Origin of the sequence: Tomitella cavernea (assembly GCF_016599145.1) — a bacterium.
Classification (GTDB): domain Bacteria; phylum Actinomycetota; class Actinomycetes; order Mycobacteriales; family Mycobacteriaceae; genus Tomitella; species Tomitella cavernae.
Genome location: NZ_JAENKO010000024.1, coordinates 38,646 through 63,062, shown reverse-complemented (window position 1 = coordinate 63,062; position 24,417 = coordinate 38,646). Strand labels below are relative to the sequence as shown.

20 protein-coding genes and 2 pseudogenes are annotated in these 24,417 nt (G+C 71.2%); 14 read left to right on the top strand and 8 right to left on the bottom strand.

Going from position 1 to position 24,417, the window contains the following annotated elements; translation table 11 throughout:
• Positions 1-132 precede the first annotated feature (132 nt).
• The 3 genes and pseudogenes from JJ683_RS19085 (at position 133) to JJ683_RS10060 (ending at position 4,267) form a co-directional block, all read left to right on the top strand.
• On the top strand, positions 133-345 hold the full coding sequence (locus tag JJ683_RS19085; protein ID WP_242474593.1) for a hypothetical protein: 213 nt from the start codon (positions 133-135) through the stop codon (positions 343-345).
• A pseudogene (locus JJ683_RS19080) lies at positions 342-2,402 on the top strand (Rv1355c family protein). The gene JJ683_RS19085 and the pseudogene JJ683_RS19080 overlap by 4 nt, the downstream one beginning before the upstream one ends.
• The gene (locus JJ683_RS10060) at positions 2,399-4,267 is read left to right on the top strand and encodes a putative bifunctional diguanylate cyclase/phosphodiesterase (RefSeq protein ID WP_200173710.1); all 1,869 of its coding nucleotides are present in this window, start codon (positions 2,399-2,401) and stop codon (positions 4,265-4,267) included. Before JJ683_RS19080 ends, JJ683_RS10060 begins: the two are co-directional and overlap by 4 nt.
• A 33-nt stretch (positions 4,268-4,300) precedes the next feature.
• Here the strand turns inward: JJ683_RS10060 and JJ683_RS10055 are convergent, their stop codons facing one another.
• From JJ683_RS10055 to JJ683_RS10030, 6 genes are all read right to left on the bottom strand, one after another.
• Entirely contained in the window at positions 4,301-4,969 is a 669-nt protein-coding gene (locus JJ683_RS10055) for a TetR family transcriptional regulator (RefSeq protein WP_200173708.1), read from the bottom strand.
• A gap of 145 nt (positions 4,970-5,114) precedes the next feature.
• Positions 5,115-6,566 carry an ABC1 kinase family protein gene (locus JJ683_RS10050; RefSeq protein WP_200173705.1) on the bottom strand — a complete coding sequence of 484 codons (1,452 nt, stop codon included), beginning with the start codon at positions 6,564-6,566 and terminating at the stop codon, positions 5,115-5,117.
• A 60-nt stretch (positions 6,567-6,626) separates the two neighbouring features.
• A complete protein-coding gene (locus JJ683_RS10045) occupies positions 6,627-7,232 on the bottom strand; it encodes a carboxymuconolactone decarboxylase family protein (protein ID WP_200173703.1) in 606 nt (201 codons plus the stop codon).
• 5 nt (positions 7,233-7,237) lie between these two features.
• Entirely contained in the window at positions 7,238-8,098 is an 861-nt protein-coding gene (locus JJ683_RS10040; protein ID WP_200173701.1) for an SDR family NAD(P)-dependent oxidoreductase, read from the bottom strand.
• Between the two features lie 142 nt (positions 8,099-8,240).
• Positions 8,241-9,662 carry an acetate metabolism transcriptional regulator RamB gene (ramB, locus tag JJ683_RS10035; RefSeq protein WP_200173699.1) on the bottom strand — a complete coding sequence of 474 codons (1,422 nt, stop codon included), beginning with the start codon at positions 9,660-9,662 and terminating at the stop codon, positions 8,241-8,243.
• Positions 9,663-9,744: 82 nt separating this feature from the next.
• Positions 9,745-10,203: a hypothetical protein gene (locus JJ683_RS10030; RefSeq protein ID WP_200173697.1), complete on the bottom strand. Its 459-nt coding sequence runs from the start codon at positions 10,201-10,203 to the stop codon at positions 9,745-9,747.
• A 669-nt stretch (positions 10,204-10,872) separates the two neighbouring features.
• Here JJ683_RS10030 and aceA point away from each other — a divergent pair.
• The 3 genes from aceA to metE all read left to right on the top strand — a co-directional run bounded on the left by aceA (position 10,873) and on the right by metE (position 15,791).
• Positions 10,873-12,165, top strand: a complete 1,293-nt coding sequence (gene aceA, locus JJ683_RS10025) for an isocitrate lyase (protein WP_200173696.1) — start codon at positions 10,873-10,875, stop codon at positions 12,163-12,165.
• Positions 12,166-12,233: 68 nt separating this feature from the next.
• Positions 12,234-13,121 carry a 3-hydroxybutyryl-CoA dehydrogenase gene (locus tag JJ683_RS10020; RefSeq protein ID WP_182348025.1) on the top strand — a complete coding sequence of 296 codons (888 nt, stop codon included), beginning with the start codon at positions 12,234-12,236 and terminating at the stop codon, positions 13,119-13,121.
• 351 nt (positions 13,122-13,472) lie between these two features.
• The gene (metE, locus tag JJ683_RS10015) at positions 13,473-15,791 is read left to right on the top strand and encodes a 5-methyltetrahydropteroyltriglutamate--homocysteine S-methyltransferase (protein WP_200173694.1); all 2,319 of its coding nucleotides are present in this window, start codon (positions 13,473-13,475) and stop codon (positions 15,789-15,791) included.
• Between the two features lie 238 nt (positions 15,792-16,029).
• On the opposite strand, the gene JJ683_RS10010 is transcribed toward metE, so the two are convergent.
• Positions 16,030-17,022, bottom strand: coding sequence for a type IV toxin-antitoxin system AbiEi family antitoxin (locus JJ683_RS10010; protein WP_200173692.1), 993 nt, complete (start codon positions 17,020-17,022; stop codon positions 16,030-16,032).
• Between the two features lie 246 nt (positions 17,023-17,268).
• Positions 17,269-17,964: a TetR/AcrR family transcriptional regulator gene (locus JJ683_RS10005; protein WP_200173690.1), complete on the bottom strand. Its 696-nt coding sequence runs from the start codon at positions 17,962-17,964 to the stop codon at positions 17,269-17,271.
• A gap of 260 nt (positions 17,965-18,224) precedes the next feature.
• On the opposite strand from JJ683_RS10005, the gene JJ683_RS10000 reads away from it, so the two are divergent.
• The 8 genes and pseudogenes from JJ683_RS10000 (at position 18,225) to JJ683_RS09970 (ending at position 24,384) form a co-directional block, all read left to right on the top strand.
• A complete protein-coding gene (locus JJ683_RS10000; RefSeq protein ID WP_200173688.1) occupies positions 18,225-19,478 on the top strand; it encodes a DUF445 domain-containing protein in 1,254 nt (417 codons plus the stop codon).
• Positions 19,479-19,632: 154 nt separating this feature from the next.
• Complete coding sequence (locus JJ683_RS09995) at positions 19,633-20,154, top strand: helix-turn-helix domain-containing protein (protein ID WP_200173686.1); 522 nt, start codon at positions 19,633-19,635, stop codon at positions 20,152-20,154.
• A gap of 120 nt (positions 20,155-20,274) precedes the next feature.
• Complete coding sequence (locus JJ683_RS09990; RefSeq protein ID WP_200173685.1) at positions 20,275-21,009, top strand: heparin-binding hemagglutinin; 735 nt, start codon at positions 20,275-20,277, stop codon at positions 21,007-21,009.
• Positions 21,010-21,150: 141 nt separating this feature from the next.
• Positions 21,151-21,423 (top strand): DUF2516 family protein, encoded by a 273-nt coding sequence (locus tag JJ683_RS09985; protein ID WP_307810822.1) that lies wholly within the window; start codon positions 21,151-21,153, stop codon positions 21,421-21,423.
• Positions 21,424-21,801: 378 nt separating this feature from the next.
• The gene (locus tag JJ683_RS09980) at positions 21,802-22,695 is read left to right on the top strand and encodes an AurF N-oxygenase family protein (RefSeq protein ID WP_200173725.1); all 894 of its coding nucleotides are present in this window, start codon (positions 21,802-21,804) and stop codon (positions 22,693-22,695) included.
• 40 nt (positions 22,696-22,735) lie between these two features.
• A pseudogene (locus tag JJ683_RS19070) lies at positions 22,736-22,966 on the top strand (MerR family transcriptional regulator); the annotation flags it as partial.
• Positions 22,965-23,171 (top strand): hypothetical protein, encoded by a 207-nt coding sequence (locus JJ683_RS19065; RefSeq protein ID WP_242474592.1) that lies wholly within the window; start codon positions 22,965-22,967, stop codon positions 23,169-23,171. The pseudogene JJ683_RS19070 and the gene JJ683_RS19065, both read left to right, overlap by 2 nt.
• A gap of 157 nt (positions 23,172-23,328) precedes the next feature.
• Positions 23,329-24,384 (top strand): alpha/beta fold hydrolase, encoded by a 1,056-nt coding sequence (locus JJ683_RS09970; RefSeq protein WP_242474583.1) that lies wholly within the window; start codon positions 23,329-23,331, stop codon positions 24,382-24,384.
• The last annotated feature ends 33 nt before the right edge of the window (positions 24,385-24,417 follow it).

The following is a 24,417-nucleotide window of genomic DNA, read 5'->3' as shown; positions in this document are numbered from 1 at the left end:
GGGTCCTGTGGTGGTCGATGGGGAGCTTCGCAACTCTCATCTTCACACCGCAGGACCCGCCTACATGTTGTGGTCCCCCCTCACCTCGCTGGACACCCGTCTACGCACTCTGCATTCCGTAGAGCCGCTTACGTGCTGGACCGATGGTGTTCGTCGGGCGGTGTCGTCGCCGACGCGGTACCGGCAACCCCCTACCCGGACGCCCGCTACCGGACGCGGATCATGTGGTGGGATCGGGCGGAAGTGCTGGTGAACGCCGAACGCGGGCAGGCGCACAAGATAGCCGAGGAAGCGGCGGTGTTCGCCGCGGCTCTCGGCGGCAGCGCGCCGGCGGTGCAGCCGTGACGGTCCTGGTCGACGCTCGCGTATGGGTGCTCGACGCCGGGGATCCGGCGGACCGGGAACGCATCGGCACGCTGCGCGCCGACCCCGCCGTCGAGGTGCTCGACACCCTGGCGCAGCAGCGCGCCGGTCTGGCGGCGCTCACCCCGGCACCCGGCGCCGGAGTGCTGGCCGAGCCGCCGCGCTGGATCCACTACCCGTGGCACCGCACGCTGGTGGCGCTGTTGGGCCCACGCGGCTACCGGCGCCTGCGCCTGGACCGCAACCGCCACAAGATCACCTCCGGCGAGCAGGAGCGGCTCGGTGCGCTGACCATCGCGGTGGTCGGGTCCAGCGCCGGGTACGCGGTGGCACAACAGTTGGCGCTCGAGGGGCTGTGCGGCGGTCTCCGGCTGGCTGACTTCGACCGCCTGGAGGTGTCCAACCTCAACCGGGTGGCGGCGGGCGTGCTGGATCTGGGGCTCAACAAGGCGGAGGTGGCCGCGCGCCGCATCGCCGAGCTCGACCCCTACCTGCCGGTGCGCGTCCACCCCGAGGGGGCGACGCCCGCGGGCCTGGGCGCACTGCTGGACGGCGTGGACATCCTCGTGGAGGAATGCGACGCGCTGGAGATGAAGGTGCTGCTGCGCGAGCACGCCCGCCGCAGCCGCATCCCGGTGCTCATGGCCACGAGCGACCGCGGACTGCTGGACGTGGAGCGCTTCGACCTCGAGCCGCAGCGGCCCGTGCTGCATGGGATGCTCGGCGCGGTGGACGGCACCCGACTGTCGGGGCTTTCCGCAGCGGACACGGTGCCGTATGTGCTGCAGATCCTCGACGCGGCCCGCCTGTCCACGCGGGGGGCCGCGTCGCTGCTGGAAGTGGGGCACAGTATCGCCACCTGGCCGCAGCTGGCCGGCGATGTCGCGGCGGGCGGGGCGGCCGTGGCCGCGGCGGTGCGGCGGATCGGCACCGGACGGCCGTTGCCGTCGGGCCGGGTCCGCATCGACCTCGACGACGCACTGGACGGGCTCGCGCTGGACGGGGCGGCGCTGGACGGTCTCGGGGCGGACTGTGCCGGGCCGGCGTCCGTCGCGGAGGCGGCGTCGGGTACGCGGGATGACGCGGTGCCCCCGGCGGACGCCGCCGATGCTGTCGCGTTCGCGGCGGCGAGGGCTCCCTCCGGAGGCAACGCCCAGCCGTGGCTGATGGACCTGCGTGCCGACGGGCTGACGCTGCGCCTGGACCCGGCCGCGTCCGTGACGATGGACCTGCACCAGCGCGGCAGTGCGGTGGCCCTGGGCGCGGCGCTGCTCAACGCGCGTGCGGCCGCGGCGGCACACGGGATCCTGGGCCCGGTCACCATCGACGGGGAGGCGGCCACGGGGCAGGAGGACCCGTCGGCGCTGCGCGTGCATCTGCGCTTCGGCGGAGGCCGATGGCGGCGGCAGTGATGCGGCGCTGGCCGCGTCGTACCCGGCGGTGTTGCTGCGCGAGACCAACCGCAACACCGGCAGGCCGCGTGACCTGAGCGCAGAGACGGAGGCCGAGCTGCGCGCGGCGGCGTGCGGCGAGGGCGGCGGCCTGCACCTGCTGACCGAGCGCGGGGTCATCGCGGACGCGGCACGGGTGCTCGCCGCCGCCGACAGGGTGCGGTATCTCGACCCGCGGCTGCACGCCGAGATGATCGCCGAGCTGTGCGAGCCCGGCCCGGACGGCCCGCCGCCCACCGGCATCGACGTGCGGTCGCCGACCACGTGCGCGGCGGCGCGGCCACCGAGGCGGTGTGGGTGCGCGCCCAGGCGCGGGGCCTGTCGGTGCACCCGATGTCGCCGGTGTTCCTCTACGCCCAGGACCCCGGCGACTACCCGGCGCTCTCCCCCGGCCGCGCCGAGGAGCTGCGGAGCCTGCACCGCGCGTTCGCCGGGCTCGTCGGCCTGGATGCGGACCGTCCGCCCGCGCTGGTGCTGCGGCTCTCGCACGACGCGGCACCGGCCCGGGTGCGCAGCCGTCGTCGAGCATCGGAGCCCGCCCGTGCGCGCCGCCGACGCGCAGAGGACGGGGCGGGGGCGGCCCGATGACACGCAGCCTCGACGCCCTGGTGACGCACGTGGCGACCGTGCTGATGGGGGCCGACGCGGCGTCGGCCCGGGCGCTCAGCGAGGGCGTCCTCGGCGACGTCGTCGGCCACTTCGGCGTGGACGCGAGCTTCCTGCGCCGCAATGAGCACGACATCCGGGCCACGCGGCTGGTCGCCGAGTGGCCGCCGCGCAGCGCGGACGAGGCCTCCGACCCGCTGCGGCTCGTCTACTTCGCCGGCGCCGACCCGGTCTTCGCCGCCATGGAGGACTTCACCGAGCCCACGTTCATCCGCCCCGGCCCGGAGACCTCCGAGTACCAGCGCCACATCCGCGTCAGCCGCCGAGTGGCGGTGACGTCGGTGGCCGCCGTACCCCTGCGCTCCGGCGATGTGACGACGGGGTCGCTCGGGTTCGTCAAGTTCGGCGATCGGTCGTGGGATGAGCTCGAGGTCAACGCACTGCAGGCCATCGCCTCGCTGTTCGCGCAGCTGCACGGCCGCATCGAGGCCGAGGAGCGGCTGCGCCACATCGCCGACCACGACGAGCTGACCGGCCTGTACAACCGCCGCGCCCTGTTCCGCGAGTTGGACAGGCGGCTGTCCGCGGATCACGGGGACTGCATCCCGATCCTGTTCCTGGACCTGGACCGGTTCAAGTCCATCAACGACTACCTGGGACACGCGGTGGGCGACGAGTTCCTCCGGGGGTTCGCCGACAGGCTGCGCGAGCAGGCCATGGCCGGCGACCTGGTGGCGCGGCTGGGCGGCGACGAGTTCGTCATCCTGCCCGCCCGGCCGATGACCACCTCCGGCGCGTATGCGGAGGCCACCCGGATCCGCCGGGCGGTGCGCGAATACGTCAGCGTAGGTGGCGAGCAGGTGATCCGCACGGTGAGCATGGGTGTGGCGCTGGCGGCACCCGGGGCGGCCACCACGACCAGCCTGATGCGCCGGGCCGACACCGCCGCCCGCACCGCCAAGCAGGCCGGGGGCGATTCCGTCACGGTGCTGAGCGCGGAGATGTCCGCGGAGGCGGACTTCCGCTCCGACGTCGAGATGCACCTGCCGGCCGCCATCGCGCACGACGAGCTGCTGCTGCACTACCAGCCGGAGGCGGACCTGCGCACCGGCCGCATCCTGGCCGTCGAGGCGCTGGTCCGCTGGCAGCACCCCGCCCGCGGGCTGCTGCCGCCCGGCGAGTTCGTCGGCGTCGCCGAGTCGATGAACCTCGCCGGGGCGCTGGGCGACTGGGTGCTGCGCCGCGCCTGTCGGGACTTCAGCAGTTGGCGCACGGCCGGCGCCCCTGAGGACGTGGTGCTGCGCGTCAACGTCTCACCCGCCCAGCTGGTGTCCACCCGCATCGTCGGCACCGTGGAGGCGGCGCTCACCGAGTACGGCCTGCCCGGGTCGGCGCTGTGCCTGGAGATCACCGAGCACGTGGTGGTGCGCGACCTGGACGCCATCCGCGGCACGCTCCGGGCACTGCAGGCGCTGGGCGTGTACCTGGCCATCGATGACTTCGGCACCGGCGCCAGCGTGCTCTCACACCTCAAGCATCTGCCCGTGGATGTGCTCAAGATCGACCAGGGCTTCGTCCGCAACCTGGGCCGCAATGCCGCGGACCTGGCCATCGTGCGGGCCATCATCTCGCTCGCCGCGGGTTTCGGCCATGAGATCGTGGCGGAGGGAGTGGAGACGTCCATCGCCGCGACGATGCTGCTGGAACTCGGATGCCATCGGGCGCAGGGGTTTCTGCTCTATCCGCCGGTGCCTGCAGACGCGATGGCGGCGCTTCTCGTCGACGCGGACGGAGGGGAGAGGTACGGCGATGACGTGGAACTTCCGCTGGACCGTTTCCGGGCGTGACGGCGCCGCCTGAGGACAACGCCGTATTCGCCGTCAGAGAAGCCGCTGGCGGCGGTGGCGGCGGGCGGAGCCGCCGACCATCTCTATGTACCCGGGAAGCAGGTCCGCCGGGACCAGGCCCGGGACCACCAGCTGCCACCAGATCTCCAGGACGGTGACGGCGTCGCGGGCGTCGCGCAGGGCCCGTGCGCTGACGCCCGCGCCGATCACGGCGGCGAGGACCATCTGCGCAAGCGCGTCGTCGTCCGCATCGGCATCCGGAGCGACCCGGATATGCCCTTGACGTCGTGCGTCGTGCAGGAGCCGGGAGAACTCGGCGCGGTCCCGCCCGCGCGACGCGGCGACCTCCTCCCACCCGTCGTCCACTTCCCGCAACAGGCGATCGCCCGCCAGGCAGAACGCATCCGTATCGCGCATGGAAGCCAGTGCCATCGATTCGTCGATGAGTTTCTCCAGCGCAGGGGTACCGGACCCCGCGGCGGCCCGGCGAATCCGCGCCGCTCGCTGATCCCGCAACGCGATGATCTCCCGGGCAAGGGTGTCCTTGGAATCGAACTGCGCGTACAACTCGCCCGGCTGCACCCGTGCGAGGGTGATGATCCGCTCCACGCTGGCGGAAGAATAGCCGTAGGCGCCGATGATCTCGGCAGCGGCGACCAGGATGTCCTGCCGTGTGCCGCTGCCGCCGCCTTGTCGCATCATCTGCAATGGTCACCCCGGCTGTTCGTCGGACGGCCCTGCGGGGCGCCTGCGGCCACGCGAAAGGCCCACGCGGCCAGGACGACCGCTCATCACAGAATATCGCAACACCCGACCGCCGGTGGGCGACAACCCGCGTCCGGCGGGATCAGTCCGGCAGGGAAACGCCGGCCGCCGCGGCCTTCGCCGCCACCGCCTCCGGAAAGATGTTGCGGAACAGGTAGAGGTCGCTGCCGAGCGCCCAGCCGGGCGCAAGTACCGCCGCATACCGTTCGAAGTAGCCGAGCTGCTTGCCGAACAGCACGAGCTCCTCGGGGCTGGCCGCGCCCCACTGCTTGCCCACCTCGATCAGCGCCATGATGAGGTCGGAGAGCCGCAGCGCCGCCAGATCGCCCGCCAGCACCGGAGCCAGCACGGCCTGCAGCTGCACCCCCACCTCGCCGTCCGAGGCGGAGCTGTCGGATGCGTAACCCAGCGCACGGATGCCGACGGCCACCCGGGCGAAGTCCCCGTCGATGGCGGTCGCGTAGAACATGTCGCGCAGGATCGCCCGCCACGACTCCGGCAGCTCGCCGACGATGCCGAAGTCCAGCAGGGCGATGCGCCCGTCGTCGAGCATCCACAGGTTGCCGGCGTGCACATCGCCGTGGAACGGGCCGTGCACCACGATGGACTCCAACCAGGCCTTGACCCCGCGGCGGATCAGCAGCGTGGTGTCGCGGCCGCTGCCCTGCAGCTGGTCGAACTGGTCCAGGGGCACCCCGGAGAGCCGCTCCATGCAGATCACGCGCGGCCCGCAATAGTCCCAGTAGACTTCCGGCGCCGTCACCTGCGCGTTATCGCCGAACGCCCACAGGTTGGCGCGCAGCTGTTCCTGGCGCGTGGCCTCGAGCGCGCTGTTGAGCTCGCCCACCGTCGCCTGGTGCAGGTCGCGGATGATCGCAGTGGCGTTGGCGACCCGGAAGAACTCGATCAGGCGCTCCAACAGGTGCGCGCCAGCATACGCGGTGTGCAGGTCCACGAGCATGCGGCGACGGATCCCCGGGCGCTGCACCTTGACCACCGCACGCCGGCCGTCGCGCAGCGTGCACGCGTGCACCTGGGCCACCGACGCCGCCGACAGCGGCACGTCGTCGAACCCGGCGAACATCGCCTCGACCGGATGTCCCAGGTCCTCCTCGATGACGCGACGTGCCGCCGACGCGGGCACCGGCGGCACGTCGTCGAGGCAGCGCAGGCAGGCGTCGGCCAGCGGGGCGGGGAACACGCCGGACGACGACGCCATCAGCTGCCCGAGCTTGACGAACGTGGGCCCCAGGGCCATGAACGCGCCCACCACGCCCAGCGATGCGGCGTCCGCGAGCGTCGCATCGCTGCCGCGCAGCCGCCGCCACGGCCACCGCGCCACCGCCCACGCCACGGACACCACCAGCACGAACGCGATCACCAGGGCCCGGGCCAGCTCGGCGGCGCCCACCCGCGACAACGGCGGCACGTCCACGACGAGCGCCTCCGGCGGCGGGCCGCCGGCGTACGGCCCCACCGGGCCGGGCGCGCCGGCGAGGCCGCGACCCGACGCGGCGGGGACGGGCGGGGTCATACGGTTCCTGACGGCCGGGCGATGCGGAACCTGGTCGGCGCGGTCATGCCGGGCCCGCGGTCAGCTCGCGAAGTCGCGCTGCACACGCAGCACGCCCAGGGTCGTGGCCAGCGCGTCGTACTGGCCCACCAGCATCACCAGCTCTATCAGCTGGCGCCGGTCGAAGTACGACGCGACGGTGGCCCAGGTGTCGTCGTCGACGTCGCGCTGCAGCACCAGCTGGTCCACGGCGAGCAGCAGCGCGCGCTCGTTGGGATGCCAGCCCTCCGCGTCCGGCCCCTCGAGGACGCGCTGCAGCACGGCGTCGTCGATGCCCACGCGCGCGCCCAGCCTGCGGTGGTGATCGAGTTCGTAGTCGCAGCCGCGCAGGTGCGCCACGCGCAGGATCACCAGCTCCGTCTCCCGCCGGCGGATCCGGCCGAACGGCATCATCATCGCCGAGAAGTGCAGCCACCCGCGGAACAACCCGCGCGCCCGGCCCAGCGTGGAGAAGATGTGCGCGTCCGGCACCCCCGTCACCAGCGACGCGGTACGGCAGAAGGCCCAGTTGAGCACGCCGAGCTCACGGAACCCGCCGGGGCCGATGCGCGGCGGCTCCGGTACGACGTGCGGGCGGGACGGGCCGTCCACGGTCGACGGGTCGGTGCGGGGGGATTGAGCAGGCATCACAGTCACTCCGGTTGCGGCGTGGTCAGGTCGGGGTGCTCGTCACGGGCGATCTCCAGCGCCTGGGCCAGACCCTTCTGCGAGCGCCGGTCCAGCACGGGCTGCACGGCCATCCGCACCGGCAGCAGGCCCGCCACCCACCAGGGGGCGACGATGCGGCGAGCGCGGCCCGCCACGCCGCGCTCGATCCGGTCGATGGCCGGTTCCAGGGCGGTGGCGCCGGTGAACGAGCCGGCCGCGTTCATCGACGCGGCGGCTTTGGTACTGAATCCGCGCGAGGTCATGTCGGTATCCAGCTCAGCGAAGTAGGCCACCCCCACGCGGGCGCCGGAGCCGCGCAGCTCGGTGCGCAGCGTGTTGCCCAGCGCCTCGACGCCCGCCTTGGACGCGGAGTACGCGCCCATCAGCGGCAGGTGTGCCGCGGCGGCCGCCGATGAGACGGCCAGCGCGTAGCCGGACGGGTGCGCGATGTGCGGGCCGGCGGCGCGCAACGTGTAGAACGAGCCCAGCAGGTTCACCGCGACGGTGCGCTCCATCACCGCCGGATCGCCGCCGATGATCGGCATCTGCGCCGCGATGCCCGCGTTGGCGATCACCACGTCCAGGCCGCCCAGCTCGCCCACGAGGGCCGCCACCGCATCGTCGACCTGCTCGCGGTGCGCCACGTTGCACTCGCGCCACGGCGCATTGCCGGCCTCGGCCGCGGAGGTCGCCAGCAGGTCCGGTTCGAGGCCCGCCAAGGCGACGTGCGCCCCGTGTGCGGCGAACCGCCGGGCCAACGCGGCGCCGATCCCGCGCGCCGCGCCCGTGATGAGGATCCTGCGCCCCGCGATCGACGGCGGTGGCGATCCGAATCGTAAGGCCATGCGCAATGCTCCTGACGTGGCGGTGTCCCGTTTCACGGTACGTTCCGGCGTGCTCATCGGCACGGGTTGAACTCCCGGGTAAGGTACCGGCCCCACGCCCCGTCGTGCGCGATCGTGGCGAGCGTCACAACGAGGCCCGGCCTCACTGCACCGTATACGGGGAGACCGTGCTGCGGTGTTCGTCGATCTCGAGCGGTTTGCCGATCTGCGGGAACGCGCGCTGCGGGCACTCGAGGCGCTCGCACACCCGGCAACCCGAACCGATCGGCGTGGCCGCGGCCCCGGTCAGGTCCAGCCCGTCGCCGTAGACGGTGCGGTGCGCGTGGCGCAGCTCGCAGCCCAGTCCGATCGCGAACGTCTTGCCCGGCTGCCCGTAGCGCGAGGCGCGGCGCGTGGCGGTGCGCGCCACCCACAGGTAGTTGCGCCCGTCGGGCATCTGCGCCACCTGGCGGACGATCTTGCCCGGCTCGGCGAACGTCTCGTACACGCTCCACAACGGGCACGTGCCGCCCGACGCGTTGAAGTGGAAACCCGTGGCCGACTGGCGCTTGGACATGTTTCCCGCGCGGTCCACCCGCACGAACGAGTACGGCACCCCGCGCAGGTTCGGGCGCTGCAGGGTGGACAGCCGGTGGCAGACCGTCTCGAACCCCGCGGAGAAGAACGTGGACAGCCGCTCGATGTCGTACCGGAACTCCTCCGCGGCATCGTGGAACTGGCGATACGGCAGCACCGTGGCGGCGGCGAAATAGTTGGCGAGCCCCTTGATGCCCAGCGAACGGGCCTCCGCGGTGGAGAAGTTTCCCTCGTCGGCGAGGCGCTCGAGCAGATCGCCGAATTCCAGGAACGCCAGCTCGGTGGCCATCCGGAAGGCGCGCTGGCCCGGCAGCAGCTGCGCGGCGAACTCCATGGTGCGGGAGTCCCGGTCGTACCGGTGCAGCACGTTGTCGCCCAGGTCGATGCGCTTGACGATGTGCACGTCATGCTGGTGCTCCAGCCGCTGCGCGATCTCGCGGAGGATGTCCCCTCGGTGCAGCCGCAGCCGCTGCGTCATGTCCTCGGCAGCGGCGTCGAGCTCGTCGAGGTAGTTCTGGCGTTGATAGAAGTAGTCGCGGACCTCCTCATGCGGCATCGAGATGATGCCCGGCGCGTTGGCGTCGCCGCTGCGGCCCTCGGTGAGGGCGCCCAGCTGGTCGGTGGCGTTCCGGTACCGCTGATGCAGCGACACCAGGGCGCGCGCGATCTGCGGGTGCGCGGTGGCCAGCTGCGCGAGCTCCGAGGCGTCGGGTGCGGGGCCGGCGTCGGAGCCCACGTGCTCGTCCAGCAGAACCTCGCGCATCTCTGCGATCAGGCGCGTCGAATCCTGCGGCGAGAAGAAGGTGGCGTCCACCCCGAACACCTCGGTGATCCGGAGCAGCACGGGCACGGTGAGCGGACGGACGTCGTGCTCGATCTGGTTGAGATAGCTCGGCGAGATCTCCAGGGTCTTGGCCAGCGCCACCTGGGACAGGCCCCGCTCGGTGCGGAGCTGCCGCAGCCGCGACCCCACGAACGTTTTCGTCATCACTCCAGGCTACGAGCGCCTGCGAAGGGTCGCAATAGTGGGTTCGCAGAGTTGGCAAGCGGGGTGCGGGTAGTGGTGGCGCTCAGTTCGGGGGCCGGGCCGGGGCGCCGGGGGCCTGCGGGGCGGGGGTCGCGGAATCCTGCTGCGCGGTGCCGGTCGTCGCGCCGATCGAATCGAGCGTGTCGGTGAACACGGACATCGCGTCCGCGAGCGTCGCGTCGTCGCCCTCGACGGTGCAGTACCCGGAGAGCGAGCCCTGGGCGGCCGCGAGCAGCATCGCGGACGGGTTGTCGTTGCCGCCTTCTTTCAGCAGATCCCGTGTGGTGGACTTCTGGTCGTTCGAACTCTTGGCCAGGAAATCGCCGCAAGACATCTCCGACGCACTGGAGCAGCCGGCGAGCAGTGCCGCGGCCGCGACGAGCGACAGCCCGGCCGTCGCGGCCATCCGGGCGCGGCGCGGGGCAGGGGAGTGCCGTGCGGGGGGCGGGGCGGCGGGGATGGGGCCGACTCCGGCGGGGGAGTGGCGGGGCGACGCTGTCATGGCGACAGGCTAGTCGGTGGACGGCGTGCGCCCGGGAGGCGGAACCGGTGACGGTGGGGCGAGCTGTGGCGTGTGGAGTGCTGTGGCGTGTGGAGTGCTGTGGCGCCGGGACTGCGGGGGGCACCGTACCGCCCGGAGCCCCGCCGGAACCGTGTGAAGCCACTCACAATCCCGGAGCGGTGGCGTCAGCACGTGGGCCGGGATTCGCATCCGGGTTGCCGCTGAGTGGGACCCGCGCGATGGTGGGCGCCGTTTCGTCACGCCCGCGCGCTTCCCCCTGGCCAGGGCCCCAATCGGCTTACCCGGCGGTAACTTTTGGTGAAGGTGACTATTGACGGCGTCGCGGCAGGCGCGCAAGCGTAACTTCGCTGGATTTGCAAAGCTGACGTGAAAGCTGGCGAAAGTTGGCAACAGTGAGCCCTGGACCTGCAGGTTTGAAGTGTGCCATTGTCGGTGACGTACAGGTCAGTGCCGGTACGGAATCGCGAGCATCAATGCGAACTCCGTGCTTCCCCGAGCCGCTCGGGGTGGCAACGCCGAGCCGGCCCGGACAGCCGGGGCGCCGCCCCGCGATGCCCCGCCCCGCAGCGGGGGCGTCACGGACGGCAGCGCCGGCGGGGCCGAGCACGGAAGCGCACAACAGTGAAGATTCGAAGAGCAGGAGCCTCGATGTCGAACGTCGGAAAAGCACGTACCGCCGCGGAGATCCAGAAGGACTGGGACGAGAACCCCCGCTGGAAGGGTGTCACGCGCAACTTCACGGCCGAGCAGGTCGCCGAGCTTCAGGGCACCGTCGTCGAGGAGCACACGCTCGCCCGCCGCGGCTCCGAGATCCTGTGGGACCTCATCCACAAGGAGGACTTCGTCAACGCGCTCGGTGCGCTGACCGGCAACCAGGCCGTCCAGCAGATCCGCGCGGGCCTCAAGGCCGTGTACCTGTCCGGCTGGCAGGTCGCCGGCGACGCCAACCTGTCGGGCCACACCTACCCGGACCAGAGCCTCTACCCGGCCAACTCGGTCCCCACCGTGGTGCGCCGCATCAACAACGCCCTGCTGCGCGCCGACGAGGTCGCCCGTGTCGAGGGTGACACCTCCGTCGAGAACTGGCTGGCCCCCATCGTCGCCGACGCCGAGGCCGGCTTCGGCGGTGCGCTCAACGCCTACGAATTGCAGAAGGCCATGATCGGCGCCGGCGCGGCGGGCGTGCACTGGGAGGACCAGTTGGCCTCCGAGAAGAAGTGCGGCCACCTGGGCGGCAAGGTTCTCATCCCCACCCAGCAGCACATCCGCACGCTGACGTCGGCCCGCCTGGCGTCGGACGTCGCGAACGTGCCCAGCGTCATCGTCGCCCGCACGGACGCCGAAGCCGCCACGCTCATCACCTCCGACGTGGACGAGCGCGACCGCCAGTTCATCACCGGCGAGCGCACGGCCGAGGGCTTCTACCACGTCAAGAACGGCATCGAGCCCTGCATCGAGCGTGCCAAGGCGTACGCCCCCTTCGCGGACCTCATCTGGATGGAGACGGGCACGCCGGACCTCGAGTACGCCCGCAAGTTCGCCGAGGGCGTCAAGTCGGAGTTCCCCGACCAGCTGCTGGCGTACAACTGCTCGCCGTCGTTCAACTGGTCGGCCAACCTGGACGACGCCACCATCGCCAAGTTCCAGCGCGAGCTGGGCGCGATGGGCTTCAAGTTCCAGTTCATCACCCTGGCCGGCTTCCACGCGCTCAACTACTCGATGTTCGACCTGGCCTACGGCTACGCCCGCAACCAGATGACGTCGTTCGTCGAACTGCAGAACCGCGAGTTCAAGGCGGCCGAGGAGCGCGGCTTCACCGCCGTCAAGCACCAGCGCGAGGTCGGCGCCGGCTACTTCGACCGCATCGCCACCACCGTCGATCCGACCAGTTCCACCACGGCCCTGAGCGGTTCGACCGAAGAGGCGCAGTTCCACGGGTAAGTTCCCCGTAGGGCCTGAAGAAGAACCACTCACGCTGGGTACCACCTACTCACACTTGAGGAGCTGACGTGACAAGCGAGAAGATCCAGAGGGTCGGCGTCATCGGCGCCGGACAGATGGGTGCGGGCATCGCCGAGGTGTGCGCACGTGCACATGTCGACGTCCTCGTATGCGAGCCTTCCCGCGAGCTGGCGGCGGCCGGCCGCGCGCGGATCCTGCGGTCGCTCGACCGTGGCGTCAGCAGCGGCAAGATCACCGACCGCGAGCGTGAGCAGGCCGCCTGGCGGCTCCGGTTCACCTCGGACCTGGGCGACTTCGCGGACCGCCAGCTGGTGGTCGAGGCCGTCACCGAGGACGAGAAGGTCAAGACCGCGGTCTTCGCCGAACTCGACTCGGTGGTCACCGACCCGCACGCGGTCCTCGCGTCCAACACTTCGTCCATCCCGATCATGAAGCTCGCGATGGCCACGGAGAACGCCTCCCGCGTCGTCGGGATGCACTTCTTCAACCCCGTGCCCGTGCTGCCGCTGGTCGAGCTCGTGACCACGCTGACCACGAGCGCGGAGGTGGGGGCGCGTGCCGAGCACTTCGCCCACGAGGTGCTGGGCAAGGAGGTGGTGCGCTCGGCGGACCGGTCCGGCTTCATCGCCAACGCGCTGCTGGTGCCGTACCTGCTGTCGGCCATCCGCATGGTCGAGTCCGGCTTCGCCACCGTCGAGGACGTCGACAAGACGATCTCGCTGGGCCTCGCCCACCCGATGGGCCCGCTCAAGCTGAGCGACCTCATCGGGCTGGACACGGTCAAGGCGATCGCCGACTCGATGTACGAGGAGTTCAAGGAGCCGCTGTACTCGGCGCCGCCGCTGCTGCTGCGCATGGTCGAGGCCGGCCGGCTGGGCAAGAAGTCCGGCCACGGCTTCTACCAATACGCCGAGAACGGGGCGTCGGCGCAATAGCCGGCCGCCGGGCGGATGCACGGTGCGGACGGAGCGGATCCCCGGAATCCTTCCCGTGGCCGGCACCGGACACCGTCTGGCGCAAGACGCAGTGTGAAAGCCGTCGTCGAGGGGCGTGACCGAGAAAGGTCGCGCCCCTCGGCGCATCCCGTCCGCCACGCGGCCGGGCGGGAATCTTCCAGACCGTAAACAGCGGGTACCCGGTGCGGCTGGTCGGTACATTCGGCACGATGAGAAGTGCCGGCGAGGCCGCCGGGGCAGGACCCACCGCGCAGTGCGGGGCGCACGCCGCCCGGCCCGCCTGCATCAGTGCAGCGACTGTGCGAGCAGACAGGAAAGGTCGACATCGCAATGAGTACCGCAGTTCCGGCAGGAATCGGTTCCAGCGTCCTCGGCTACCCGAGGATCGGGCCGCGTCGAGAGCTCAAGCGTGCCCTGGAGTCGTATTGGCACCGCCACTCCAGCCGCGAAGAGCTGCTGGCCGTGGGCCGCGAGCTCCAGGAGTCCACGTGGCTCGAGCTCGCCGCGACGGGGCTCAGCCAGGTACCCGGCAACACCTTCTCCTTCTACGACCATGTGCTGGACAACGCGCTGCTGTTCGGCGCTGTGCCTGCCCGCTTCCGCGACCTGCAGGAGTCGATGCATCCGCTCGACTTCTACTTCGCGATGGCGCGCGGGGTGCCCGGGCACCCGCCGCTGGAGCTGGCCAAGTTCATCAGCAGCAACTACTACTACCGCGCGCCCGAGCTGGACCAGAACACGGTCTTCGAGCTGAACTCCGAGGCACTGCTCGACGAGGTGCACCGGGCCAAGCAGCACGACGTGGAACTGCGCCCGGTGGTGCTGGGGCCGCTGTCGCTGCTGCTGCTGAGCCGGGTGAGCGCCGACGCGTCCGAGGGTTTCCACCAGCTGGATCTGCTGGAGCCGCTGCTGGCCGCCTACGAGCAGCTGTTCGAGCAGCTCGCCCGCGCGGGGATCACCTGCGTGCAACTCGACGAACCGTGGTTCACCCTGGAACGCTCCGAACGCGAGCTGGAGGCGTTCGGCCACGCCTACCGTGAACTGTCCGAGGCCCCGCTGCGCCCCCGCCTGCTCGTCACCGGGCCCTACGGCGATTTCGGCCCGGCGCTGCCGCTGCTGGCGTCCACCAACGTCGAGGCCATCGGGCTGGACCTCGTCGACGCGCCCAAGACCGCAGAGGAGCTTGCCGCCATCCCGGGGATGAAGCGCAAGCGCCTGTACGCCGGGGTCGTCGACGGCCGCAACGTGTGGCGGCTGCACAAGCAGCAGACTCTCGACTACCTCAAGGAGCTGTACGCGGCGATCCCCGACATCGTCGTGTCCACCTCCTGCTCCCTCATGCACGTCCCGTACGACGTGCTCATGGAGTACGACCTGAACGAGAACGTCGCCGACCACCTGGCCTTCGCCAAGCAGAAGGTGGGCGAGTCGGTGGCGCTGGCCCGCGCGCTGCGCAACGGTCCGCCCGGCAAGTGGGCCGACGAGGCGGAACGCCCGGCCGCCGTCACCAACGACGCCGTGCGCAAGCGTGTCGCCGCCGTCACCGACGCCGACCGCGCGCGCATGCCGTTCGCCGAGCGCCGGAACATCCAGCGCGAAGCCATGCCGCTGCCCGACGTGCCTGCCACCACGCTGGGCTCGTTCCCGCAGACCGAGCACATCCGCAAGGCCCGGTACGACCTGGGCCAGGGCCGGCTCACGTGGGACGAGTACGTGGCCGAGGTGCACGCGGAGATCGAGCGCGTCATCCGGCTGCAGGAGGACATCGGCCTGGACGTGCTCGTCAACGGCGAGGTCGAGCGCAACGACATGGTGCAATTCTTCGCCGAACAGCTCGACGGTTACGCCATCACCCGCAGCGGCTGGGTCCAGGTGTACGGCTCGCGGACGGTGCGCCCGCCCGTGCTCTACGGCGACGTGTCCCGGCCGGGCCCCATGTCGGTGCGCTGGACGGAGTACGCGCAGTCGCTGACCGACAAGCCGGTCAAGGCGGTCCTCACCGGGCCGGTCACGCTGCTCGCGCTGTCGTACGTGCGCGACGACCAGCCCATGGCCGAAACCGCCGAACAACTGGCGCTGGCGGTGCGCGACGAAGTGGCCGACCTGGAAGCCGCGGGGATCCGGATCATCCAGGTGGACGAGCCGGCCATCCGCACCCTGCTGCCCCGCCAGGACGTGGGCCGCGAGGAATACCTCGAATGGGCGGTGGGCGCGTTCCGGCTGGCCACGGCCGGCGCAGCACCGGAGACGCAGATCCACACGCACATCGGGCTCTCCCGGGTGCGGTCGGTGGTCGAGGCCGTCGAGAACCTCGACTGCGACGTCACCTACCTGATCCAGACGCGCACCGTCGACTGGGTGCTCGACGCCCTCGGCGGCGCCGGCTTCACCCGTGGGGTGGGACCCGGCGTGTACGAGACGCGCTCGGCCGTGGTGCCCGACATCGACGAGCTCGACGACCGCCTCACCCGCGCCGCCGAAGCCATCGACGTCGACCGGCTGTGGGCCAACCCCGACGGCGGCCTCAAGACGCGGCACTTCTCGCAGCTCGAGCCGTCACTGCGCAACCTGGTGGCGGCGGCGCGGAGGCTGCGGCGGCGGGCCGACCGGCTCGAAGCGGAATCGGCGGTGGACACCGGGCCGGCGTGAGCCGGCCGGGGCGGTGGGAACGGGGCGGTGAGTGCGCGGCGCTTACCGCCCCGGCGGCGGTCAGGACCCTGCCGGGCCGGCGGCTCCGCAGGCGCCCTCTGGCCTCCTCCCCACGCCGCGCGCCGGTAGTCATGACGAGCGCGCAGTGTCTCGGCGTGTCGCGTCAGGGGGCGCGCGTGGCGTCAGGGGGCGCGCGGGGAGGTGGAGCCGGCCCGGCACCGGTGGGCGCAGGACTCTGTCACATGGTTCGGGGGCGAACCCGTCGCCGGGGAACGTAGGCGTCGCACGGGTCGGCGGCGTCGATGATGGGAGCCGGCCGAGCGGAGGCGCGTGTGCGCGCGCTGCCGAAAAGGCCCTGCAGGCGGCACGGGGCGTCCAAGTCTGCCCAGGTCCAGCGCATCACCTCGAGCCCGGCGTCGCGCAGACGGTCCTCGCGCTTCTTCTCATCCCAGGCGATCTGGCCCGGATCACGTGGATCGTCGATCTGGCGCGAGTACTTGACGCGACCGTCGAACTCGCCCACGATGCCGTGCTCGTCGAAGAAATAGTCCGCCCGGCCCAGCAGGTCGCCGTTCACCCGGATGACCCGTTGCAGCTCGCGGGGTGGAAGCCCGGCACGGTCCATGACGATGCGGCTCCAGCTTTCGCCGATGCTCTCGCTGCGCGGATCCATTGCGAGGACGGCGGCTCGTGCGCGCGTCGCTCCGCTTCTGCCGGGCAGCCGTGTGATCTCTTCCAACAGCTCGTCGACAGTGGTCATCGCGTTGTTCAGCGCCGCATCGCCCACCGCCACCGCACGATCGAACTGCTCCGTCCGGGCCAGGTCGACGATGGTGCGTGCCACGGTGCTCACCGGGAGCCCGTCGACTTCGGTCACCTGGACAGGCGACAGATGGGCCGTATGCTGGTGCCGGCGCCGGGTCGTGTGTCCGCCTGCGGTGCCCGGCTGCGTCAGGTGGACTCGGGCGAGGCTCAAGTCCCACAACGGCAACCCGTGGATCGCGGCCGCGGACGCATGGCTGACCACAGCGGTCGTCCGCTGCTTGGCTATTGCGGCGTGGACGGCGATGACGTGACGCGTGGTGATATCGGTCGCCGCGTCGCCGGGCGTCGCGTAGACACCCGGCCGCACCCGCGCGAGATCCCCCTGTTTGCACATCCGCTGGAGTGCGTGGTCGTCGAATCCATTGCCGACGGCGTTGGTCCTGAACAGAAGCCTATTCCTCCCCATGCGACCCATCATGGCCGTACCGGACGACAGCGGGCGTCATGGTCGGTGGTGAAACCCCAGGATAGCGCCGCGCCTGTGGATAACTTCCGCGGCAGTGTGCGGCGCCGCCCGCCCACGACGCGCGCCGATAGTCCTGGCGCGCGCACATTGCCTCGGCGCGTCGCGGCAGGGGGCGCGCGTGGCGGCAGGGGGCGCGCGTGGCGGCAGGGGGCGCGCGTGGCGGCAGGAGGCGGGCGGCGCGGGGCCTCAGGCCTTGGGCACGGGCAGCTCGTGCCGCTCGGACATGAACACGCGGCGGTCGCCCTGGGCGTTGGCGATCGCGGTGATCCCGCCCCAGGCCAGCATCAACAGGTGCTCGATCAGCTCCTCAACGGGCGTGGAGCGGTCCATCATCCAGCGGTGCGTGGCCAGCTGGACGGCGCCGACCACCCCGTACGACCACGTCAGTGATCCGTCGATGAGGAAGCCCAGCCGCTGGAGCCGGTCGCTGAGCACGCCCGCGAGGAGTTCCGCGACGATCCGCTCGCTGTTCTCGAGCGCCGCGCGCACGCCCGCGCCGCCGGAGGTCATGCCCATGATGAACGGGTAGATCTCCGGTTCGTCGGCCACCGTGCGCACATACACCGAGATGGCGGCCTCGGCCAGGCCGAACTCGTCGAGGTCCTCCTGGCCCAGCGCGGCGGCGAGCGCGGGGGCCAGGCGCGTCTCCATGAACCGCATCGTCGCGGCGCTGGTCAGATCGGCCTTGTCGTCGAAGTAGCGGTAGAGCACCGTTTTGGACACGCCGATCTCCGCGGCGATCTCGTCCATACCGGTGTTGCTGCCGCGGGCCCGGATGGCGGCGAGTGCGCCGTCGGACAGCTCGGCGCGCCGCGCGAGCTTGTGCTCTTGCCAGCGCAGCTTGCGGCCGTCGATCTCGGAGTTGTCCTTGCGCTTTGCCACGTGCGTCCCTCGGTGCTGCGCCCGATCACCCCGTTCGAGGGATCGGGCGCGTCGTCTGTCGTTCGCGTATGCCGTCCGCTGAACGGAGTGTCGCCGCCCGTCCCGCGTGCACCCCACTCTAAGGCGTCCGCCGGTATCGGAGGACGGGACTCCCGGCCATCGTGGGCGCGGAATGCGCAGGACGGCATCGCCCACGGCGGTGGCAGCGCCGCGTCAGGCACGCCCGGCCGGCGCCGAGCGTGAACAATGGCGGTGTGCTGATGACTACCGACGACCCGGCCAAGGTGCGTGACCTGCGGCGGATGAAGTTCGTCGCCACGGGGTTCCTGCTTGCGGCCGTCGTCGTCTACGTGCTCTGCCTGGTGCTGGGCGGCGACGATGCGCCCACCTGGGTCGGCTACGTGCAGACGGCCTCGGAGGCGGGGATGGTCGGCGGACTGGCCGACTGGTTCGCGGTGACGGCCCTGTTCCGGCATCCGCTGGGCATCCCCATCCCGCACACCGCGATCATCCGGCGCAAGAAGGACCAGCTGGGCGAGGGGCTCGGCGAGTTCGTCGGCGAGAACTTCCTGGCGCGCGACGTGGTGCTGGGCAAGCTGGACTCGGCGCAGGTGCCGGCGCGCCTGGGCGAGTGGCTGGCGCAGCCGCGCAACGCCGAGCGGGCGGCTGCGGAGGCGGCGACCCTGGCGGGCGGCGTCCTCACCGTGCTGCGGGATGAGGACGTGCAGCAGATCATCGACGCGACGATCGTGCGCAGGCTCGCCGAGCCCAAATGGGGCCCGCCGATCGGGCGGGTCCTCGAACAGCTCCTGGAGGAGGAGCGGCACCTGCCGGTGATCGAGCTGCTGTGCGAGCGGGCGTACCAGTGGTCGGTGAACTCGCAGCAGACCATCGACCGGATCGTGCTCAAGGACTCGCCGACGTGGTCGCCGCGGTTCGTCGACCTGCTCGTGGGCGAGAAGATCCACAGCGAGCTCGTGGAGTTCGCCCGGAAGGTGCGCGCGGATCCGCAGCACGAAGTGCGTCAGGCGGTCAACCGGTTCCTCGTCGAGTTCGCCCACGACCTGCAGACGGACCCCGAGACGATGGCCAAGGCCGAGCGGGTCAAGACAGAGTTGATGGACCGCGAGGAGATCACCTCGGCGGCGGAGGCGGCCTGGCGGATCGCCAAGAGGCTCATCGAGGAGGCCGTTGCGGACCCTGGCAGCGCGCTGCGGCGCAAGCTGGTCGAATACTTCCGCGACATCGGGGTGCGGCTGCGCGATGACGCCGACGTGCGGGCCACGCTCGACCGCTGGCTGGCCGGCGGCGTCGCCTTCGTGGTCGACAACTACGCGAGTGAGCTCACAGGCGTGATCACCGACACCGTCGCGCGCTGGGACGGCGACGTCGCGAGCCGCAAGATCGAGTTGGCCGCGGGGCGCGATCTCCAATTCATCCGCATCAACGGCACGGTGGTGGGCGCGGTCGCCGGCCTGGTGATCCACGCGGCGTCGCAGCTGATCACGGGGTGACGGTCGGAATGAAACCGAGTGTTGGTGATCCGTGACACGAAGCGCGGCCGTGTGTGATCAAACGCACTATGTCGCGTGTCATCTGCGCAAAAGCAGCGCTTGCAATTGTTAGCAGGTCTGTTAGCGTGGGTGGTGCAGCACGAGGAGGTGCCACATGGTAGATGGCCATGATCCCGCGAAAGGGGAGCGGGGCGAGGGCGGCTCCGGTGCGCCGGAAGGCCACGCCCATCCCGCACAGAGCGGGTCCGGATCTGCTGCACCGTTCGCCGATCAACTCGGCGACGGGGCCGGGGAGATCGCCGAGAAAGTGGTCAACACGGCCCAGGACATCGGGGAGTTCATCCGGTCGCAGCGCGAATCCGCGCAGGTTTCGCTGCGGCAGCTGGCCGAGCGGGCGGGCGTGTCCAACCCGTACCTCAGCCAGATCGAGCGGGGCCTGCGCCGACCGTCGGCCGAGGTTCTGGGACAGATCGCCAAGGGGCTCAGGGTCTCCGCGGAGGCGCTCTACATCCGCGCCGGGATCCTCGAGCAGCGCGACCCCAGCCCGGTGCGCGACGCCGTGCTGTCCGATCCCGCCCTGAACGAACGGCAGAGGCAAGTGATCCTCGAGATCTACGACTCCTTCTGCCGCGAGAACGTCGGGGCCGCCGCACGGGTGGCGGACTCCGCACAATAGGCGCCCCGCGCGGGGCCGGTGCGACGCAACGAGGGGTGTGTCGCATGCACGGTCCGCGCGGACTCCGCCGACACCGACCGAAACGACGGCGCCACGTCGTCACACCGTAAGGAGCACCACATGTCGAACCCCATCGAGAACGTCAAGACCCCGCTGTACGCCGCCGTCGGCGCCGGCGACTATGCGCTGCAGGCCGTGGCCGACGTGGCCGGCAAGCTGCGCGAGCGCGCCGAGGAGCGTCAGAGCGAGTGGCGCACCAAGTCCGACGAGTGGCAGGTGCGCGCCGACGAGACCCGCGAGCGTATCCAGCACCTCCCCGATGAGCTTCCGGCGCAGATCGACGACCTGCGCGAGAAGTTCACCTCGGAGGAGCTGCGCAAGGTGGCCGAGGCCTACATCCAGGTCGCGACCGACCTCTACAACTCGCTGGCCGAGCGCGGCGAGGGCGCCGTCGACCGCCTGCGCAAGCAGCCGCTGGTGGGCGAGAACCTCGATCGCGCCGAGGCCGCCGTCAGTGACGCGCGCGAGCTCACCGAGGAGGCGCTCGGCACCGTCGCCGCCCGCACCCGCGAGGTCGGCGAGCGCGCCGCCAAGCTGACGGGTCGCGCGTCGAGCGGCACCGTGGAGGCCGGCGCCGAGGCCGCCGCCACCACCGAGAAGGCTGCCACCGCGGCCGCGGAGAAGGTCGAGTCGGCCGGCGACGCGGCGGCGAGCAAGGCCACGAGCGCCGCCAAGAAGACCGAGTCGGCCGCCAAGAAGGCTGAGCCCGCCAAGAAGACCGAGCCCGCCAAGCCGGCTGCGGCGAAGAAGGCCCCCGCCAAGAAGGCGCCGGGCAAGAACGCGCAGAGCAAGTGACGGTGCGCTGAGTGCCCCGCCCCGCCCCGCCCCGGGCGCCGGAAACGGCGCCCGGGGCGGGGCGCGTTGCGGGGTCGTCTTTTCGAGGGGCCGGGCCGCCGGGGAGCGGGTGACGCGCAGCGTATCCGTACAATCAACAGCGTGGGAGTAATCGGACTGATCTTCATGGTCACGCGGTGGGCCGCGATCATCTTCGGGGCCGTGGCGTTGATCCATGCGATCCGCCAGCGCTCGGACGCGTTCCCGGCCGTCGGGCGCCTCACCAAGCCGGTGTGGATCGGCATCATCGCCGTCGCGATCGTGCTGTTCTTCATCATGGGCGCCCTGAGCTTCCTGGGCATCATCGGCGTCGTCGCAGTGGGCATTTACATGGCGGACGTGCGGCCCAAAGTGGACGAGATCCAGGGACGCTGAGGCGCGGGGGTGCTGAGTCTCCGGGATTACTGAGTCTCCGGGGGTGCTGAGCCTGCGGGAGTATTGAGGCGCGGGGGCGATGCCGCGCCGCGCGGCGGTTGCCGCGACACGCCGGGGCGACACGCGCGCGGGAGGGAGATCGGCGCGCGCGGCGCGAGAATGCGCGCGGCACGGTCTCCGGTCTACTCCTCGGCTGCGTCCCGACCTTGCCAGGTGCCGTCGGCGACGAGCACAATGGTATGTGTAACCGGAAGTTCCGGGGCGGCGGGCAGGGCCCGGTCACGGGCGGTTCCCTTGCACCAGGCCGCCTGCCGCTACGCAGAGATTGCGGGGTGGATCATGGCGATCACCACCGAACGCACCCGGATACCCGCGGGGATGCGCCCGTCCAAGCACGGCACCCGCGAGCAGACGGCGGCGAGGCTGCTCCGGTCGGCGGAGCGCAAGTCGTACGACCCCACCGTGGACATCGACTGGGACGCGCCACTGGTCCCGGACGCCTACGGGATGACCCCGGAGTGGTGCAGCCTTTACGGCACGGAACTGTGGGAGTCGATGCCGGAGCGTCGGCGCATCGCGCTGACGAACCACGAGGCGGCGTCGATCAGCTCGACGGGCATCTGGTTCGAGATGATCCTCATGCAGATGATCCTCCGCGACGTGTACTGGCAGGACTTTGCCTCCGAGCACGTGCAGTTCGGGCTCACCGAGATCGGCGACGAGTGCCGGCATTCGACCATGTTCGCCCGCGCTGCGCAGCGCATGGGCATCCCCAGTTACAAGCCGAACCGCGTGATCATGTGGCTGGGATCGTTCTTCAAGTCCACGTCCACGGGCTCGCTGGCCTACGGTGGCACGCTGTTCGCCGAGGAGATCCTCGACATGATGCAGCGTGATTTCCGCCGCGACCCGCGCGTGCAGCCGCTCACCCGCCGGGTCAGCGAGATCCATGTGACGGAGGAGTCGCGGCACATCCGCTTCGCCCGTGAGGAGACCATCCGCAAGGCGGCGACGCTGGGCCGGGTGCAGCGCTGGTATGCCCAGTTGCTCATGGGACTGACCGCGTACCAGATCATCACCAACCTGGTGAGCCCCGAGGCGTACCGCGCGGTGGGGCTCGACCCCAGGGAGGCGCGCAGGGCCGCCGCGGCCAACCCGCACTACGCGTCGATGGTGCACGAGGGCTGCGCGAAGACGGTGGAGTTCCTTGACTCCGTGGGCCTCATCGGCGGGCCGTCGACGGTGCTGCTGCGCCGGGCGCACATACTCTGACCTGGGGGCCGTCCGTCGCAGGGCGATAGGATCGGCGGCGATGAACGAGTACCGGATCGACGGGCTCGCCCAGGCCGCCGGCGTCAGCGCCCGCAACGTGCGCGTGTATCAGGAGCGCGGACTGTTGCCGGCGCCGCGGCGTGAGGGGCGTGCCGCCTGGTACGACGACGGCCACCTGGCCCGGTTGAAGCCCACCGCGCGGATGTTCGAGCGCGGTTGCACCTTCGCCACCATCGGCGAGCTGCTCACCGCGGCGCAGGAGGCGCTGCGTGGACCTGGACGCGGCCGGGGTGGCAGAGGTGGCCGACCCGATCAACCGGTTGCGCCCGCGCGCCCATCAGGTGCTGCAGGTGCTGTTGGCGCAGAGCATGGACGTGGAGATCGGCAAAGCACTGCAGCGCGCCGCGGACAAACTGGGCGCCGGTACAGGAAAGCGCGGTGCTGCGGCCCCTGTGGCCGATGATGCACAAGTGTGACCTGTGAAACTTCACGGTTCGGGACTGCCGTGCGCGTAGCTGCGCTGTAATGTACGTAGCCGTGACGAGCGGTGCGGGGTATCCCGGCCTTGCGTGCGGCACCCCGGAAGGTGCGGCACGGTCGTGGCACTCTGCGCGTGAGTGAGAGGACGAGGCGATGGCGCTGCGGAACACGGGGGCGGAAGGGCGGCGCTCCGCCGTGCGCTCGCTTGTCGATGCGTCCGCGCGGCTCGCCCCAGCGCGGTTGTTGCCCGGCGGGGCGCAGACGCAGGGCGGTGGCATCACCCGCACGGACGCCGCACGGCTGGCCGCGCGGCGCGCGGCCATGGATGCGTTGCTCGTGGAACCGGCCGAGGATCCGCGCGTGCTGCCGGTCACCGCCGACGACGGCAACCCCGTGCACGTGGTGGAGCGCGGCCCGGCCGACGGCGTCCCCATCGTCTTCATCCACGGTTGGGCGTGCAGCAACCGCGTGTGGAACGCGCAGGTCAACGAGCTGTCGCGGGAGCACCGCGTGGTCTGTTACGACCAGCGCGGCCATGGCCGCACCCCCAGCGGGACGGCCCCGGCGTCGTTGGACACGCTGGCCGACGACCTCGACGCCGTTCTGCGGGCGACGGTGTCGCCGGACGCGCCGGCCGTCATCGTCGGGCACAGCATGGGCGGGATGACGGTCAACGCCTGGGCGTCGCGGCACCCGGAGCAGGTCCCCGTCCACGGCCGCGCCGCGATGCTCGTCAGCACGGCCGCCGACAGGCTCCTGAACGATTTCGGCGTGCTGCCGTTCCCCGAACGCCTGCCCGGGGCCCTCGCGCTGGGCCGCGCCGCGATGGGCGCGCCGCTCTCGGCCGTCCTGCTGCCGGAATGGGGGTTCCATTACGTCACGATGGGCGGCCATGCCACCGCCGCGCAGGTGGCGTTCTGCCGCGAGATCGTCAACGCCTGTCCGGCACGCAACCGGGGCCGGTGGGGCACCGCGATGAGCGACCTGGACCTGCGCGCCGGGCTGGAGTCGCTCACCGTGCCCACGACAGTGGTCGTGGGCACCGACGACCGCCTGACGCCGCCGGTTCACGCGCGGCGCATGGCCGAGGTGCTGCGCGAGACCGGCCGGCTGGAGCGGCTCGTGGAGCTGGCGGAGGTGGGGCACATGGTGCCGGTGGAGGCGCCGTTCGAGGTCGATGCGGAGATCCGCCGGCTCGCCGCGCTCTGAACCACCCCCGGGCCCGGCCCCGGGGCCATCCGG